Source organism: Pseudoalteromonas sp. SCQQ13 (assembly GCF_015864415.1).
GTDB lineage: Bacteria > Pseudomonadota > Gammaproteobacteria > Enterobacterales > Alteromonadaceae > Pseudoalteromonas > Pseudoalteromonas nigrifaciens.
This window is the reverse complement of sequence record NZ_JADYXG010000012.1, coordinates 72,742-88,610: the sequence shown is the minus strand read 5'-3', so window position 1 is coordinate 88,610 and position 15,869 is coordinate 72,742. Positions and strand designations below refer to the sequence as shown.

General features: G+C 36.7%; 14 protein-coding genes. All 14 read right to left on the bottom strand.

Features of this window, described 5'->3' with window-relative positions; translation table 11 throughout:
• Positions 1-18: 18 nt before the first annotated feature.
• The 14 genes from I6F41_RS11380 to I6F41_RS11315 all read right to left on the bottom strand — a co-directional run bounded on the left by I6F41_RS11380 (position 19) and on the right by I6F41_RS11315 (position 15,858).
• Positions 19-2,259, bottom strand: a complete 2,241-nt coding sequence (locus I6F41_RS11380) for a polysaccharide biosynthesis tyrosine autokinase (protein ID WP_197108450.1) — start codon at positions 2,257-2,259, stop codon at positions 19-21.
• Between the two features lie 15 nt (positions 2,260-2,274).
• The gene (locus I6F41_RS11375; protein WP_197108449.1) at positions 2,275-2,709 is read right to left on the bottom strand and encodes a low molecular weight protein-tyrosine-phosphatase; all 435 of its coding nucleotides are present in this window, start codon (positions 2,707-2,709) and stop codon (positions 2,275-2,277) included.
• 12 nt (positions 2,710-2,721) lie between these two features.
• Positions 2,722-3,837 carry a polysaccharide export protein gene (locus tag I6F41_RS11370; RefSeq protein ID WP_197108447.1) on the bottom strand — a complete coding sequence of 372 codons (1,116 nt, stop codon included), beginning with the start codon at positions 3,835-3,837 and terminating at the stop codon, positions 2,722-2,724.
• Between the two features lie 469 nt (positions 3,838-4,306).
• Positions 4,307-4,474 carry a hypothetical protein gene (locus I6F41_RS11365; RefSeq protein WP_197108445.1) on the bottom strand — a complete coding sequence of 56 codons (168 nt, stop codon included), beginning with the start codon at positions 4,472-4,474 and terminating at the stop codon, positions 4,307-4,309.
• A gap of 272 nt (positions 4,475-4,746) precedes the next feature.
• Positions 4,747-5,613: a beta-1,6-N-acetylglucosaminyltransferase gene (locus I6F41_RS11360; RefSeq protein ID WP_197108443.1), complete on the bottom strand. Its 867-nt coding sequence runs from the start codon at positions 5,611-5,613 to the stop codon at positions 4,747-4,749.
• On the bottom strand, positions 5,614-6,717 hold the full coding sequence (locus tag I6F41_RS11355) for a hypothetical protein (RefSeq protein ID WP_197108442.1): 1,104 nt from the start codon (positions 6,715-6,717) through the stop codon (positions 5,614-5,616).
• Complete coding sequence (locus I6F41_RS11350) at positions 6,710-7,756, bottom strand: EpsG family protein (protein ID WP_197108441.1); 1,047 nt, start codon at positions 7,754-7,756, stop codon at positions 6,710-6,712. Before I6F41_RS11350 ends, I6F41_RS11355 begins: the two co-directional genes overlap by 8 nt.
• A 185-nt stretch (positions 7,757-7,941) precedes the next feature.
• Entirely contained in the window at positions 7,942-8,688 is a 747-nt protein-coding gene (locus tag I6F41_RS11345) for a hypothetical protein (RefSeq protein ID WP_197108440.1), read from the bottom strand.
• Complete coding sequence (locus I6F41_RS11340; protein ID WP_197108439.1) at positions 8,672-9,919, bottom strand: oligosaccharide flippase family protein; 1,248 nt, start codon at positions 9,917-9,919, stop codon at positions 8,672-8,674. Before I6F41_RS11340 ends, I6F41_RS11345 begins: the two co-directional genes overlap by 17 nt.
• Before the next feature lie 3 nt (positions 9,920-9,922).
• Positions 9,923-10,393, bottom strand: a complete 471-nt coding sequence (tagD, locus tag I6F41_RS11335; RefSeq protein ID WP_197108438.1) for a glycerol-3-phosphate cytidylyltransferase — start codon at positions 10,391-10,393, stop codon at positions 9,923-9,925.
• 9 nt (positions 10,394-10,402) lie between these two features.
• Complete coding sequence (locus I6F41_RS11330) at positions 10,403-11,218, bottom strand: glycosyltransferase (protein WP_197108437.1); 816 nt, start codon at positions 11,216-11,218, stop codon at positions 10,403-10,405.
• A complete protein-coding gene (locus tag I6F41_RS11325) occupies positions 11,218-12,225 on the bottom strand; it encodes a sugar transferase (protein ID WP_197108435.1) in 1,008 nt (335 codons plus the stop codon). The genes I6F41_RS11330 and I6F41_RS11325 overlap by 1 nt, the downstream gene beginning before the upstream one ends.
• 13 nt (positions 12,226-12,238) lie before the next feature.
• On the bottom strand, positions 12,239-13,177 hold the full coding sequence (locus I6F41_RS11320; protein ID WP_197108433.1) for a Wzz/FepE/Etk N-terminal domain-containing protein: 939 nt from the start codon (positions 13,175-13,177) through the stop codon (positions 12,239-12,241).
• An 11-nt stretch (positions 13,178-13,188) separates the two neighbouring features.
• Positions 13,189-15,858, bottom strand: coding sequence for an SLBB domain-containing protein (locus I6F41_RS11315; protein ID WP_197108431.1), 2,670 nt, complete (start codon positions 15,856-15,858; stop codon positions 13,189-13,191).
• Positions 15,859-15,869: the final 11 nt, after the last annotated feature.

Below are 15,869 nucleotides of genomic sequence, written 5' to 3'. Positions count from 1 at the left end.
CACAAAAAAACACTCTATTTATGCATCACTTTTATATTCATAGTTATAGTAACCATAATACCCGTAAGCATTGCTGGCTTTTTTAACTACGCCATTAAATACGAGGCCTTTTACGTCTATACCATTTTGCTCAAAACGGTTACGGGTTAGCTCTATTTCGCGTAAATGGTTTTGTCCATATCGTGCTACGAGTAACGTAGTGCCTGTATGGGCGCTTACTATAGCTGCGTCGGTTACTGCTAAGATAGGTGGGGTATCTATGATCACCATGTCATAGGCAGCACTAACTTCTGCCACTAATTTACTAAAGTTTGCATGCATTAGTAATTCAGACGGATTAGGCGGTATTTGTCCACGAGTAATAACATCAAGGCCTGTTACTTTAGTGTCGTGAGTCACTTCACTTAAATTTAAACGCCCTGACAAATAATCACTTAGGCCATTTTCGGCAGTTATATTAAATTGTGTTTGTAAGTAGCCTTTGCGCATATCAGCATCAATTATAAGTACTTTTTTACCGCTTTGCGCCAATATACTCGCTAAGTTAACCGATATAAATGATTTACCTACGCCTGGACTTGGACCCGATATAGCAATAATATTATTTTTAGCTTCCATCATCGCAAAGTGCAGACTAGTACGTAAGCTACGCAGTGCCTCTATTGATAAATCGGCAGGGTTGTCGAGTGCTAATATGGTTTTGGCTTTAGGTATTTTACCTTTGCGTGCTCTTGTTGCAAAGCCGGTTAGCTTTTCTTGGTGATCTGAATGTGGCACGCTCGCATAAACAGGTATACCGAGTGCTTCTATTTCAGCAGGATCTTCTATGCCTTTGTGCATTGCTTTTTGTACTAATACAATAGCGACGCTTAGCATCCCACCTAACATGGTTGCCATTACTACTATTAGCGCTTTTTTAGGTTTTACTGGTTTACTGGTATTCACCTCAGCGTAATCGATTATACGTACATTACCTACTGTGCCTGCACGAACGATGTCTAGTTCTTGGGCTTTACCTAGTAGCAATGTATAAATTTGGTTACTTACTTCTACATCACGCTTTAAGCGTAGTAGCTCTTGTTGCGTTTCGGGTAAGCCACCTACTTCGCCAATGAATTGTTGCTTTTGTTTATTAACCGCTGCAATTTGCTCAATAATGCCCTGATATGTTGGATGGTCTTTTTTAAATTTACGACCCACTTCTAAACGTTTAAGCTCAAGCTCTTGTAGCTTTGTTTCTAGCAGTACCACTTGCTCTAATATGCCTTGGGTTTCTAGCGTTATATTTATAGTTTGGCGTTTTATTTGATAGTCGTTAAAGCGCTGCTCTGCATGCTCTAATTGCTTTTTAATTTCAGGGAGCTGCACCTCTAAAAACTCAAGCGACTTTTGTGCTTCTGCACTACTACGCTCTACATTACGGCGTACATATATAGCTGCGACTTTATTAAGCACAGTTTCGGCGTAATTTGGTTTAGTGCTTTGTAGGCTTAAATCAATTATTCCTGAATCTTTTCCTTTCTCGCTTGCACCAATAGCCGTTTGTAGGTCTAAAATTGTGTTAAGACGATCTTTACGACTCAATAAAAACTCTGTGCCTGGACGAGCATTTAAGCTGCGTATTGTTAAGCTAAACTTACCATTAGTTAGCTCTTCACCGACTTTACCCGCTAATATTTGCTCGTCATCGCCATTTAATAATGCAATGCCATTATTTTCTTGCGCTATTAAAGTATATGTTTGGTTAATTGCGTTGCGCGGTACATCGAACCTAAATACATTAATGCTTTCGCCACCCCATGCATATGAACTTGCACCAAAACTTGGCTCAGCTAAATCATTTTCTTGCATAGGCGTAAATGTACGAAATGCACGGTTACCAATATATGGGAATAATTTAGGCTCTACTGTTATATCTAAATTTAAAGCGTCTACAGCTTCGCCTATAATACTACGTGATTTAAGGAGTTCTATTTCGGTTACCGCTGCAGAGGTGCTTTCAAACATACCGCCCATATCGTCTAAACCAGGCACTGAACTACCACTGCTTTCAACTTGGAGCATCGCTGTTGCTTGGTAAACCGGCTGACTTAAAACCGCATAAACAACACCCACAAACATAAATAGTGCTGTTAATGCAATTATAAAATATTTACGGTCGATTAAAGCACCTAACAATGCCATTAAATCTATTTCTTGTGACTGTGAAGCTGAACTATTTGTCTGCTTGGGTGTGCTGCTATTAGGCTGGGTATTCATTAAATTAGCCATTCCTTATAAATACTTTTGCCAAGCGCTACAAGCGCTGTCGATTAATGTATATACGTGCTCAAATGCCTCTTGGCTTTGACGGTACGGATCGGGAATCTCAGTGTTATCAATCCATTTACCTAATAAAAATGTTTTACCACGTGCCTCTGGGTATTGGCTATGTAAATCATTTAAATGACGCTGCTCCATGACTAAAATAACACTGTTCTGTGCAATTAGTTGTGAAGTAAGTTGGCGCCCTTGGTGTGGATCCATATTAATACCGTGTGCTTGGGCTATTTTTTTTGCAGTAGCATCAGCTGACTTGCCTTCGAGTGCAGTTAAGCCAGCTGACGACACTGTTATATTTTTGCCTTCAAGCTTAGCTTTTAATAGATATTCACCCGTTGGACTGCGGCAAATATTGCCTGCGCACACCACTAATACAGAATCAAACATCTTAATAAATCCTTAGTTAGCAGTTATATCGTCAACACTGTCTACGGTAGCAATTGATGGTAATAATAAGCTTATTACGCGGTTCCAACGTGCCAAGGGTGCTGATGTTACATATACAATATCGTGCGGTTGTAATTCAAACTGCTCAGCCAACACCAATGCAGCTATGTTTTTAGCATGCAATTGGTATACATCAGCAATTACTCCAGTTTGCTCTACATTACTTTTACGCAGAACAAATATACCATTTGCGTCAGCAGTGCCTTCGTTCAAGCCGCCTGAGTCACTCAATGCTTCGGCCAAGTTTAAGCCATAACGATTAAGCTTTACTGAACCTGCTTTATTAACATCACCTAATACAAATACTTTTTGTTTATCGTTACGGTTAACATGCACTATATCGCCATGTTGAAGTAACCGATTTTGAGAAATATCGCCATTAGCGTAAAAATCTTCTAGCTTTATTACTTCTGTTTTATCGCCACGTGTAAAAGTAACCGTGCGCCAATCAGCTGCTTCGGTTAAGCCACCCGCTTGGTTAATAGCATCAATTAAGGTAAGCGGAGTATCGGTAACTGGGTATACACCAGGCTGTTTTACTTCACCCGTTACATACGCTTTTTGACTTTTAAAACTGACTATTTTCACGTCTACTTGAGGGTTTTCTATCACACGGGCTAAACGAGTTACTAAATCTTTACGCAGTTCGCTGATTGTATGCCCTGCTGCTGGTATATTAGATGCATAAGCGTAAGTTACCGTGCCGTCTTCTTGCACTTTAAAGCCGTCGAACTCAGCTGTACGTTGTGTGCCTGCCGGTATAGTAAGTTCGGGATGATCCCAAACACCTACTGTTACTACATCGCCCACACCTAATTTATATTGATAATCGCGGGTGTTAACCCCCACTAAACTAGAGATTGGTTTTGCTGCTGCGCGTGCTTTTTTTTGTTGGGTAATTAGCGCCGAATCAATTAGTTGAATATTAACTTTTTCGAGCTCTTGCTCTAAATTTTGTGTTTTCTCGTTTGATTCAATGCCTTCGTAATGGCTGCCAGGTATTATTGTACAGCCTGTCATTGCTAAAAATGCGAAAGAGGTAATGAGTGATTTACAGCGTAACGCCATTGTGCAGAATCCCAGTGTTTTTTAAATATTATAATTGTCCATCACACTCGATGGGTACTTATTTTGCGCAGTAATTAAAGCATGGATATAAAGAAAAAGATAGGTTCTAGACTCAAGCTTATATAGCCTTGAACTTACTACCTTCTGCCATATCAATAACGCTTGCCCCAGCTTAGAGGAAAAACTTTACTTATATAGCTCTTCAGACACGCTCCACGTTCCAGTTCGTCGCAGAGCTCCTCTCGCTCCAGCTTAGAGGAAAAACTTTATTTATATAGCTCTTCAGACACGCTTCACGTTCCAGTTCGTCGCAGAGCTCCTCTCGCTCCAGCTTGAAAGCAAAACTATTTGCTTGTCTAGCCCTTCGGGCACGCTTCCGCCCCTAGGTTGCAGTTCCTACGTACTGATGCAGCTTAAATTTTGATATTTATAAGTGAGATTAAAACTACAATTACAAATTGCATAAAGGTTATTGTATTTTTTGTTTTGGCTCGTCGCTTTTACCTTGCGTTACAGCACTGAGAATTGATTTTTGTGACTGGCTTTGGAGAAGTGTATTTTTATTTATTACGGGATACTCGCGATTAATTTCGAGGTTTACTAATAATAAATACTGGCTTTCCGTAGCTATCTGCACATTTAATCAATTGCAAACAACACAATATAAAACTAAATGAGGCGGCATTATACCTAATGTAACCCGTATGTAAATGGTTGTTTGAGGTGTTTATAAAGTGAGTTAGAAATCATAAAATAAAAAGATGCCAAGCTCAAAATGTAAATTTATCTCGTGCTTTATCAAATTAAATAAATACTGTTCAAAAATATCTAGGTTAGCCATTGCTACCGAACTTAACCCAAATATTTACTGATACATCACCTTTGATACCAGAAAGCTAGCTTGCACTTTTACCCACTGGCTTTACTTTTCATTACTGCTACTTGTTGTGTTATTTTGCGGGCGAAATAGAAGTCTGGGTGCTCTTTTAAGCTATTAACGGTGTGTATATCGAGGTAGTTTGGACTGCTCGAATGCACATCGAATTTTATATAATGAAGGTTAAACGGTTTAATTTCTTTTTTATATACTGAGTTAAAAAGCGCGATTTGAAAAAAGTGCTCATCGGCACAGGTGGTAAATTTAAATTTATCCAAAAATGCGTGGTTACCGACTTGCTCTAATACGTAATCTACGTGGGTGTTTTTTAATATAACCCAACTTGAGCCTTTATATATTTGATCGCAACTAAAGTTACTACGCTTTGGTAGTAGGCTTTGCAAAAGTAGGATTAGCTTGCTAATAAATTTAAACCATGACTTTCGATTGTTAGCGCTTCGTCTAAAAAAGTGATAGCGAAAAACACGCTGTTTTTGTATGTTACTTTTCACCAGCTCAATAAACGAGCTATTTTCTTGTGATAAAAATTGCTTAAGCTGCTTGCTACTTTTTATAAATACGTCCTCACCACTTAATAAAATAGCAAAGTCATATATTAGGTTTTGTGTTTTAGCGAACTGCAACATATTTATAGTTGCTTTGACTTGGGATAGATCTGACCATATAACATTAATACTGTTTAGCATTACACTTACATTGGCAGTATTGGAAAAATACTGAACTAATCGCGCTTTTACATCAATACTTTTTGCATCAATATTAACCACTACGTGATCTTTATTAGTTATAGATAACGACTCTATAAGCAAAATAACCTGCTCTGCATTTTTGTGACATTGAATTAAATAAAGTAAGCGTGATTCAGTCGTGGTTTTCACTTAGCTTCCTAGTTTGTGTTCGTTATTAATGAGTGTATGTAGTTTGTTTTTAAGCGCTTCTTGAGTGTTACTTGCTACAAACACTTTGATTGCTGCACTTTTTTTATTATGTTCAACAAAGTTAAAGCCTGCTAATTGCAGTTCCAGATCTTGCTGATTTCGATAGCAATATAAATAATCTGTTAGTTGTTGTGAATCATAAAATGACGATATAAACACTGGTAAGTAGGTTGATAATGACTGCATTATTTTGGCGGGTATTACGCCATCCATGCAACCTTTATAGGGAATAATTATACCGTCGGTATTAGTTATTATACTATTTAGTAAGCGAGATTCATTTGACTCGTAGCCTTGGTAATGAACAAAACTATATTGCTGACTAAGCTGCAGTTCGTCTTTCCCCCATATATATAACTCTATACCGAGCTTTTTACAGGTATTAAGCACAGCCGTATCGAAATGCGATGAAACACTGCCAAAAAAAGCAAGCTTTTGTATTTTGGCTTTTGATTGTTTTTTTACCTGCAACTCTTTATTTATTGTAGGTAATATTTGCGCTACTTTATTGTGCTTAGTATTTAGCTGGTTAAACAAATAAAACGAATCAACCCATATTTGATTAGCTATAGTGATTAGCTTTTGTTCTGATGATAAAACAGCAGGTGCAATACCAGGCCACTGCGCAAAATTACGAACACAGTCGTATATGAGTGTTTTATAGTTTACAGCCGCTATTATTTTTAATGACAATGGTGCTGGTATGTAACAAATAATTATGTCGTAATCGTTATTCAGCTTAGGTGTTATTTTGCGTACTGCGCGACTTGTTAACTCCCCTTCATAGGGTAAGTTAAACGCGCTAATTTCATTGAGCTGTTTTGGCTTGTTATTTAGAGTTGAATGCGCGTTAACATGTTGACTTGAGGCCAGCTTGCTTTTCAGTACATTAATGCATTTATGAAGCGTAAGTCCCGATGACTTTACTCCTGCGACAAAATCAATATTATAACCTTGCTCTATTAAAGCCGTTGCAATATTTTGATGACGCTGCCAAGTGTCGTGCCAAAAAATACCACTTATTATTAATGCTTTTTTAGTCATATTTACTCTTAAATATTAGGTTTATAAAGTGTGGTTCTACTATATTTTGTGGAAAGCCCGCCCCAACTTTGTAACTGTCGTAACTAAAAAACATGAATGTTCTGGTGTCTAAACATAATATTAGCAATAAAGAAATTAACGCTTTTTTAGCGAGGCTATGCTGCTTTAGTGCGTAATAAATTATAGGAATTAAAAACACGACTCCCGACAGTAGCAAGCGCACAAATATTGTTCTGAATGAAAAGAACATAATTACAAAACAAAAATAAAAAAATGAAAATTTTAATAAGCGAGATTTAAATAATATTTTATAGCTAAACTTGTTTCCGCTAAATAAAACATAAACTAAAGTGACTGCAAATATAATTAGCTGTAAAAACGTTAGGTATTCACCCGCCTCATGAAAACGATAATTTGCCCACTCACCATTTATATAGCTTTCCACCTTCCCGCCTAAAAAGGGAATGTTTAACAACATGCCAGATACACCTATTAACAATGGCTTTATAAATACTCCCACAGTTAACGATATAACTAACCATCCCTTAGCAGGGGTTAAATATTTGGATATTACATATATTGCTAAAGGTACAATAGTAATAGGATGAAACCCAACACCTAATAAAATAAGAGCAAAGCCGCTCCCTTTATTTTTTTGCAAGTAAACTAGCCCTAAAAAAAGACAGCTTAATGCGGTAAAAGTCCTGTAGGACGAAAATATAATAGGGATTGAAAAAAATAACGATAAAAACACTATAACTAATAGCGCATCCTTACGTTTACTCATTAAGTTTTTTGCTGCTAAATAGCTACATATATAGGCAATAAAAATACAGCTAAAAGTAACGTACTTAAATGGCAGTCCTAGATCTTTAACAATGGCGTTTAACATGTACCAGCTAGGGTAAAAAAACACATAAAGATTATCTTTGCTAAATAAAAAAAGCCCGTCGGTATTAAGCATATCGAAAGATATTATGTATTTAGAGATATCACCAGTATTATTAGTTCTTTCGTAGGCAGAGCCAAGCACAGCCATAAACAGACCTAAATATACACAAATAAAACTAATATCAGATTTTTTAATTTTAATTGGTGCTAATAAAAACAAGATTATTGGCGCTATAATTAAGCTCGGCACAAAAATAAAAAAAACAGCAAAAACACTCCAGCAAAAAAGCCTAAAATGAGTCTCTTTTACTTGCTCGTCATTAATGGTCACTTTTAATTACCGACATTTAATTTATTATTAGTAAAGTAAGTGTTTAATACTGCTTTTATTGCCTTACTAGAGCCATAGGCCGAAAACGCATTTTGCTTGATAAAACGGTAGTTTGAAAAGTCAATAAAGTTACTTTGTTTAGGTACCATCCAATCGCTTGCGTAATGTTTTTCGAACATAGATGCTGGGTTACTATGCTGATACAAGCCAGTACTGTTATTTAACTCAGTTGTGAATGGCGGGTAACTCACTTCAAAATGACTAGGGAACAAGTGAATAGCTAGCTCATCTTGCTGTATCATTTGCGGTTTGCTCTTTCTAAAATTGGGACAGCTGTGCACTACATCACTTGTGTTTTTTTGTAGATAAAACACATCTACTTTAGCATTAAGGTATTCAAATGAAAGTTCAACTAACTGCGTCCCGTTTTTGACCATTGAAAACGCAATTAATTTTGCCCCTCGCAGCTCAAACTCTTCTATAAGCTGCATCGACAACTTATCTTGTTGTGTTACTGCAAAGTCAAAGTCGTCTGCCATACCCACTTTACCTTCGCGATGCAGGGCCAGTAAGGTACCAAAAAATGGCTGTATATTTGGATCTATTGATTGCACTAACGCAAATACTTTTGGAGCGACTTCGCTCATATCAACTAAAGCGCTGTTTTTACAAAACCGCTTTTGAATCGCATTTTTCATTTCGAATAAATATGGGACTTTGTAATATACTTTTTTAATTAAGTTGATCATTTATAACTCGTAGTTGATTTTTATAATAAAAAAACAATAAAATTCTTGAAGTTAATACGCAAGATTCTACCAAGATCACCATTTTAACTAAGTTTACGGCGGTAATATCATTAGTTAAAAACAAATATAAAATACCTATACACTGCATTACTAAACCAGCCCATACAGTAACATTTACTTTTTTAGGTATTTTTAGCATAGCGAACGCTGGGTAACCAAATAGTGATGAAATAACACTCACTCCACCGGCAATCAAAAACAGTTGCAAGATCAGCTCAGCTTGGGCAAATTGCTCACCAAAAACAACCGTTAAAATAGTTTTACTATATGGCCATATTAACGCTATAAAAAAACACCCTAGCACTGCTAAGCTACTTACCACAGTGTAAAATAATTTGTAATTATTTTGCTTAGATAGATATGGGTATAACGCTAGAGAAAAAGGTGAGCTGAGTGTCTGTATGGTATAAAATATTTTTTCACCTGCACCATATAGTGCGACCTGTTGATTATTTGTAAGTGCACCTAACAGTAAGGTATTGGTGTAATTGTAGCTGGCTACGGCGACTCTAGAAACAAAGAAGCTAAATCCATCTAACGTGTCATTTATAATTATTTTAAAGGTGATTTTATGCAGTTTATAGCCTTCGTGATAAATGCTATAAACCGCACAAATTGCACCAATAACATTAGCAATTGCAAAGTATTTAATTACTTCTTCGGGCGAGCTGTTATTATTTATAAAAATCACTATACACAATGCATATAACCCTTTAGATATAAAACTAAATAGTGTTATACGTGCCATTTTCTCTATGCCCTGAAAAAACCACATTGGCTGAAATGCTTGCGCCGCAATAGCTAAAAAGGTCCACAATAGCAATTCTAGACTAACTATAGCTGTGTATTTTATATACCAAACCATTAAAAATGCACATAGTATAATTAGTAAAATGATACTTTTAATAGCAAATGCACTGCTTAAGATTTCACAAATTACCGGCTTATTTTGATTATTATTAGCAATTTTATAACTAGCAGATAAATTAAAACCAAAATCAGTAATAACATAACAAAGCGACGTTATAGTAAAAACTAGAATAACCAAGCCAAAATCGTCAATACTTAACATACGACTTATAATAGGAAAAACTAAAAAAGGGGCTAATAAATTTACCCCCTGTACTAGCATCATTGCGCTGGTATTTTTAAATAAGGTAAGTCGGCTCATTCGCTATTGTGTACTACCGCGTAAAGCTGTAAGCACTTCCATTGCTGTGTTTAGCGAGTCTTGCATCATTTTAAGTTGCTCATCGTCTATCATCGAGATACTTTTTTTTACTTCTGTAGTCGATATATCTTGAGTTCGCTCGAGATATACTACTTGGCAAAACTCTGAAAGGTGATCAAACTTTCCATACCAGTCTGATCCCATACCAAAAATATCGACTTGGTATTTTTCTATATCTTCCTGCTTCTGCTCCCAATTATTTTCGGCAATAACAAGATCAACATATTTACAGGCTTCTAAAATTTCTTTACGCTCTGCAAACGAAAAAAACGACTTCTTTCCTTTAAGTTCGTTAAATTCATCTGACGATATCCCCACGATTAAGCGATCGCCTAACTCACTTAATCGCTTTAAAAGCCTTACATGCCCTTTATGGAAAAGATCGAATGTGCCATAGGTTAATACTGTCTTCATTGCATATCCTTAATTACGTAATAACTTATAAACACCGCGTAGCATACCTACAGGCATTAACCGGCTTGCTCCGCGTAAACAAAGAAAAACTAACCCATCTATATAGCCTGTGATTTTTAGCGCTTTTTTTATTTTGTATAATTGTATTTCGCTTTTTAAGTAGCTTATACCGCGTCGGCGCGCGTGCATACCATTGCCTATTCGCGCACTTACTAATACACATGCTAAATTTTGCGCTTTATAGTTTTGGGCTAATAATCTGAGCCATAAGTAATAATCTTCTAAGAAGTGCAAATGCTTATACCCGCCCACATACAGTACATTAGACTTTTTAAACATAATTGCCATATGGTTAAACGGGTTACGGCTTCTAGCCTGTTTTTTTATTTCGTTGTTAGTATGCGGAAGTATTCTTAAAGAGTTGATGTCGCCAATTTGATAATTAAACTCTTCAACATCAGCTGATAACAACACGAGATCAGGATCGCTTGTAAAAGCATTTAATTGTTGCTCAAATCGCTCTGGATGATTTATGTCATCGGTGTCAAAGCGCGCTACTAACTCGTAACTACAGTGTTTTAGACCTTCGTTAAGTGCACAGCCTAAGCCTTTATTTTGTGGCAGCTTTACCTCAACAATAGGGAGCTTTTTTTGCCATTTATTAATACACTCATAGAGTTCTTGGGAAAGCACTCCATCGTGCACCAAAACAACCTCAGTAGCTGGGCACGTTTGTATATATAAGCTCTTTAATGCAGCGTCTAAATACTCTGCGCGTTCTTTTATATACACAGATGCAAGGGCAGAAAATAATGGTTTTGACATTATTGCCCCATACCTAATATAACAACTTTAACTGTTTTAAATAAAATACCAAGATCAGTTAATAAAGAATGGTGCTTAATATAATGGAGATCGTATTTATGTTTCCAAACAGCGTCTTCTACAGATGCACCATAAGGGTAGCTTACCTGTGCCAACCCGGTTACCCCCGGCCTAACTGCATGACGGAAACGGTAGTAAGGTATTGTTTTTTCTAATTTACTGATAAACACTTCTCTTTCTGGTCTAGGACCAACAATAGACATTTCTCCCTTTAGTACATTAAATAATTGAGGAAGTTCGTCGATACGTGTTTTTCGAATAAATTTACCAACTTGCGTTATTCGACAGTCGCCTTGTGATGCCCATTGAGCGCCGTTTTTTTCGGCGTCTTGACACATGGAGCGAAACTTAATAACCTTAAACTCTTGATTATAGCGACCCACCCTTTTTTGCAAATAAAAAACAGGCCCTTTACTTTCTAACTTAATAAGAAGTGCTGTTAACAACCCTATTGGTAATGCAATAACAAGCAGCAATAAGGCTGAAACAAAATCTATAATACGCTTTACTATTTGAGTGCGCTTAGTTGAAAGTATTGAAAATGCTTTTTCATGCAAAAAGTAACTGCTATGAATAAGGCTAACCTCTGTATAATGCAAGCGTTGATCTAAATAACTCACTAATGGCTCTACCCATGCGCCGTATTCAGTTGCTAGTATTAAAAACTGTCTTTGTTTTTTAGTTAAAAGGCCGCTTTGAAAATGACAAATGACTTTTTTAGTAAAGTTTTTTACCGAATAGTCATTAATGACTACTTTAAAAGAGTAGTTTTCTACTGCTTTTTTAATTGCAGCAATTTTCACTTCGGGGCAGTACACATATATTGTGTCTTGCTTTAAAGCTTCTTTTTTGGATTTAAAGCGGTGGCGAACTCTAGCCGGCTTTAAGTCACTAATAAATTGCTCACTCCCTTCGAGCACATCATCAAGCTGTTTTTGATAATACATTAACACTTAATCCTTAGGAGTTTTTATAAAAATAACGCGTTAACACCACGAAAATACTCAATAATGAACCGAGTAAACCACCTACTAAAACAAACAATAATCTACGTGGTTTGTCTTTCATTTCGGGTACTAAAGCAGGGTCAATAACTTTTAATGCGTAGTTGTCACGTACCTTAGAGAGCATTATTGTTTTAACTTGTTCTTCCAATAGGCCATATAAAACTTCTCTAAGTGCTACGTATTCTGGTTTATTAAGCAATACCTTTAAATAAGCAATGTTTTTTTCGGCTTCATCTACATCTGTCGCGCGCATTACTTCATTTAAGTCATTAATAATAATATCTAACCATTGCTTAGCTCGCACTGCAGATAAATGCTCAACAGAAAGTAAAATAGTGCTACTTTCTGATTTTTTAGACACGGAGAAAACATCCATAAACTTTTCGTAAGCTTCTTGTCCCGATGGTTTTTGTTGTACCGGAAAACTAACCTCACGTATCCATTCGTTTGTTTGCTCTTTATACATTTTCGGATCGTAAACAAGCTTATTTTGCTGTGGTAACCAATTGGTTGCAGCTATCAACTCTGGATATAAATTGTGCTTTTCGATTAGCTCCATTACAAACTTTTTCGATTTTAATGTTACTAATATTATTTCGGTATTATCTGACTCTTGTGGCAGACTTATACCAGCTAAACTAGCAAAACCACCTAATTTACCGGCTAAATCACCCAAGCCTGACTGTTGATTTTGTTTTGCAGTAACTGTTAATACCTCTGATTTATATATATTTGGCTGATTATAAATATAAATACCAAAAGCTACTGCGCATACTACGCTCACTATGGCGATGATAAATTTATTTTTCCAGATAACAGAAATTACGTCTTTTATCGACACTTCAGCCTGACATAGCGAATCGTAATACTCATTTGGGCTTTGACCACTCATATCATTATTTCCTAAAGGCTACTAACAGCAGCAACAGCTACGCCAAGTTGATAAAGAATTTGTGTTGCAGTGCTCCACAGCGTTAGCTTATCTAAGTGACCAGCATCCATTGGTACTACTATAGTATCGCCTGGCTGAAGTTGATCTGAATTGTTAATTGCAAACCAGTTACCTGTATTAGGAATTTTAACTGAGCCATTAGCTTTAATTATATAAATACGATCATCTGCAGCGCGCTCCTTTAAGCCACCACTAAGATTAATATATTCATCAACACTTATACCTGCTTTATACAAATGAGAAGTTGAATAGTTAACTTCACCAATCACACTTATAGAGTCGCGCTTACTAGGGACATACAATATGTCGCCATCTTGTAACACTAAATTTTGCTGGTTATTCACTATTAGCGGCAAATCGATAACTAAACGACCTACAGCTTCTACACTTGCGAGATCTTTTAGTAAGCTATCCATATCTTGATACGATAGAGAATTACTGCTAACAGAGCTCTGAAAGCTCCTAGAGGCTATATCTCGGCGTAGTTCAGTAGATAAGCGCGCTAACTGTTGTTGCTCTTGCTTTTTAATTGACTGGCGAGTGAATATAGCTGCTTGTTGCTCTGCAAACTTAGAGAATCCACCTGCTCGCTCTAATAAATTGGTTAATGTTTCGCCTCGGCGAATAGTATAAGTGCCTGGAAACTTAAGCTCGCCTTTAAGGGTTACTTTTACATTTTCTTGCCAGTTAGGAATGGCAAAAACATTTAGGCTATCTTTACTTTGCAAAGCTGTGTCTATTACTTCGTCACCAAGCATTGCTGCTTGCAAATCAAATCTTAAATGCTTCACCTGTGAGGCGTCACCTGAAACTATACGTGTAATTTCTGCTTCTTTTGTATAAGCCGATTCAAGTAATCCGCCTGAAGCAGTAATCAAATCTTTGACTTGTCCACCTACTGATAATGGATAAACACCTGGATATGCAACATTGCCATTTACTTCAACTAATTGCATAGCTTGTTGCACTGAAGCTTGCTGTTTTAATTTAGAAACAATAGGCGCTAATAAGTTATAGCGGCTATATAGTGCGTAGTCTTCAGCCTCAAGTTTTTGCTCAGCCTTATGCTTTTTAATTTCGCCGATTGTTTGTGATTGTTCTTTATTATCTAACTCTTTTTTTTCGTTGGCTGAATTTAAGCCTATATATTTTTCGAACTCATTTTGCTGATATTTATGCCATTGCGATACTTTTAGCTGTTGTTCTTGCTGCTCTTGACTTAATGCCATGTCCTCGAGTGCTTGTTTCTCAGCTTTTTTATCTTCAAAGCGACTAAACACGATAATTTTATCGTTTACTGAAAGAGCTAAATCATTTTTTTTATTTTTAACTATGGCTTGAGCGATATCAAATTGGTGAATTTCTATATCACCATTTATATTCGTTTCGCGTACAACTAAGCCATAACTTAAATCAGCCTGCGGTAGCAAATCGCCACGTATAGATTTTAATACATCTGAAATATGCTTCCCTTGGCGCCATTGATAATTTCCAGGACGTGCGACTGCACCAATTAAGCTAATGGAGTTTTTATACTGTGAACTGATAGAATCAAAGCGAATACGATCTCCATCTTGAGGGGTGTAATTTATTTTAGTACGTGTAAAGTCAACTGATAAAACCTTTTTACGGTCGTGACTAAAACGCTCCACTATTACATTTTTAGCATAGGCACTTGGTTTTAAGCCGCCAGCCATTGTGAGCAAGTGTTTTGCTGTTTCGCCATTTTTAAGTTCAAAAATAGCAGGGCGTTTAACCAAGCCTTCAACAGCGACTTGCTCACCAACAGTTGGAATAAATACTACATCACCAGGTTTTAGGATTATATCGTTACTGCTATCGCCATTTATAAGTAAGTCATACATATCAAAGTTAGTAATTACCTTACCTGCGCGCTTTACTTGAATGTTACGCAGTGAAGCAATATCTGACACGCCGCCACTTACAAATAATGCATGAGATACGGTAGTCAACGACGATACACTATAGCTACCCGGTTTATAGGCTTCGCCTAATACCATAATGCGCATACTACGTAGCTGCCCAAGTGACACAAAGGCTTTAACGCCAATTATTTCTTGCTCTACTTTAACTTTAATTAACTCTTTAACCTCAGCAAAGGTTAAACCTGCTACCTGCACAGGGCTTAAATCGGGTATGTTAATACGACCCTCGCGGTCGACTATTACTTCAAAGCTATCGCTTTCTTTACCATAAAAGTTAATAAGTAACTGATCGCCACGCCCTATTAAGTAGGTGTCGGGCACTGCAGCACTTTCATTTGGCATGAATGTAGTTGGCTCACCCGCAAATAGCTCATAACCAAATGGTTTCACTGGTTCTATCTCTGGTTGAAATCTTTCTTCGTCAGTAAGAGGTTCTTTGCGCTCTTCTGCGCGCTGATTTATAACTGTACTTTGTTCTGTAGCAGCTGTTTCATTTGATTGACTTATATTACCAATTGAGGAAAGGTCTACACCATATTGCTTAGCTAGGGCTTCTTGTTGAGATTTTGGTAATTTTTTAAACTGCTCTATTTGTGCATTAGTTGGTGTGAATGCTAAAGCACCAAAACCGCACGCTAAAATAAAAACAGCTATAAAATATTTAAAAACGTTCACGAGTAGGTATT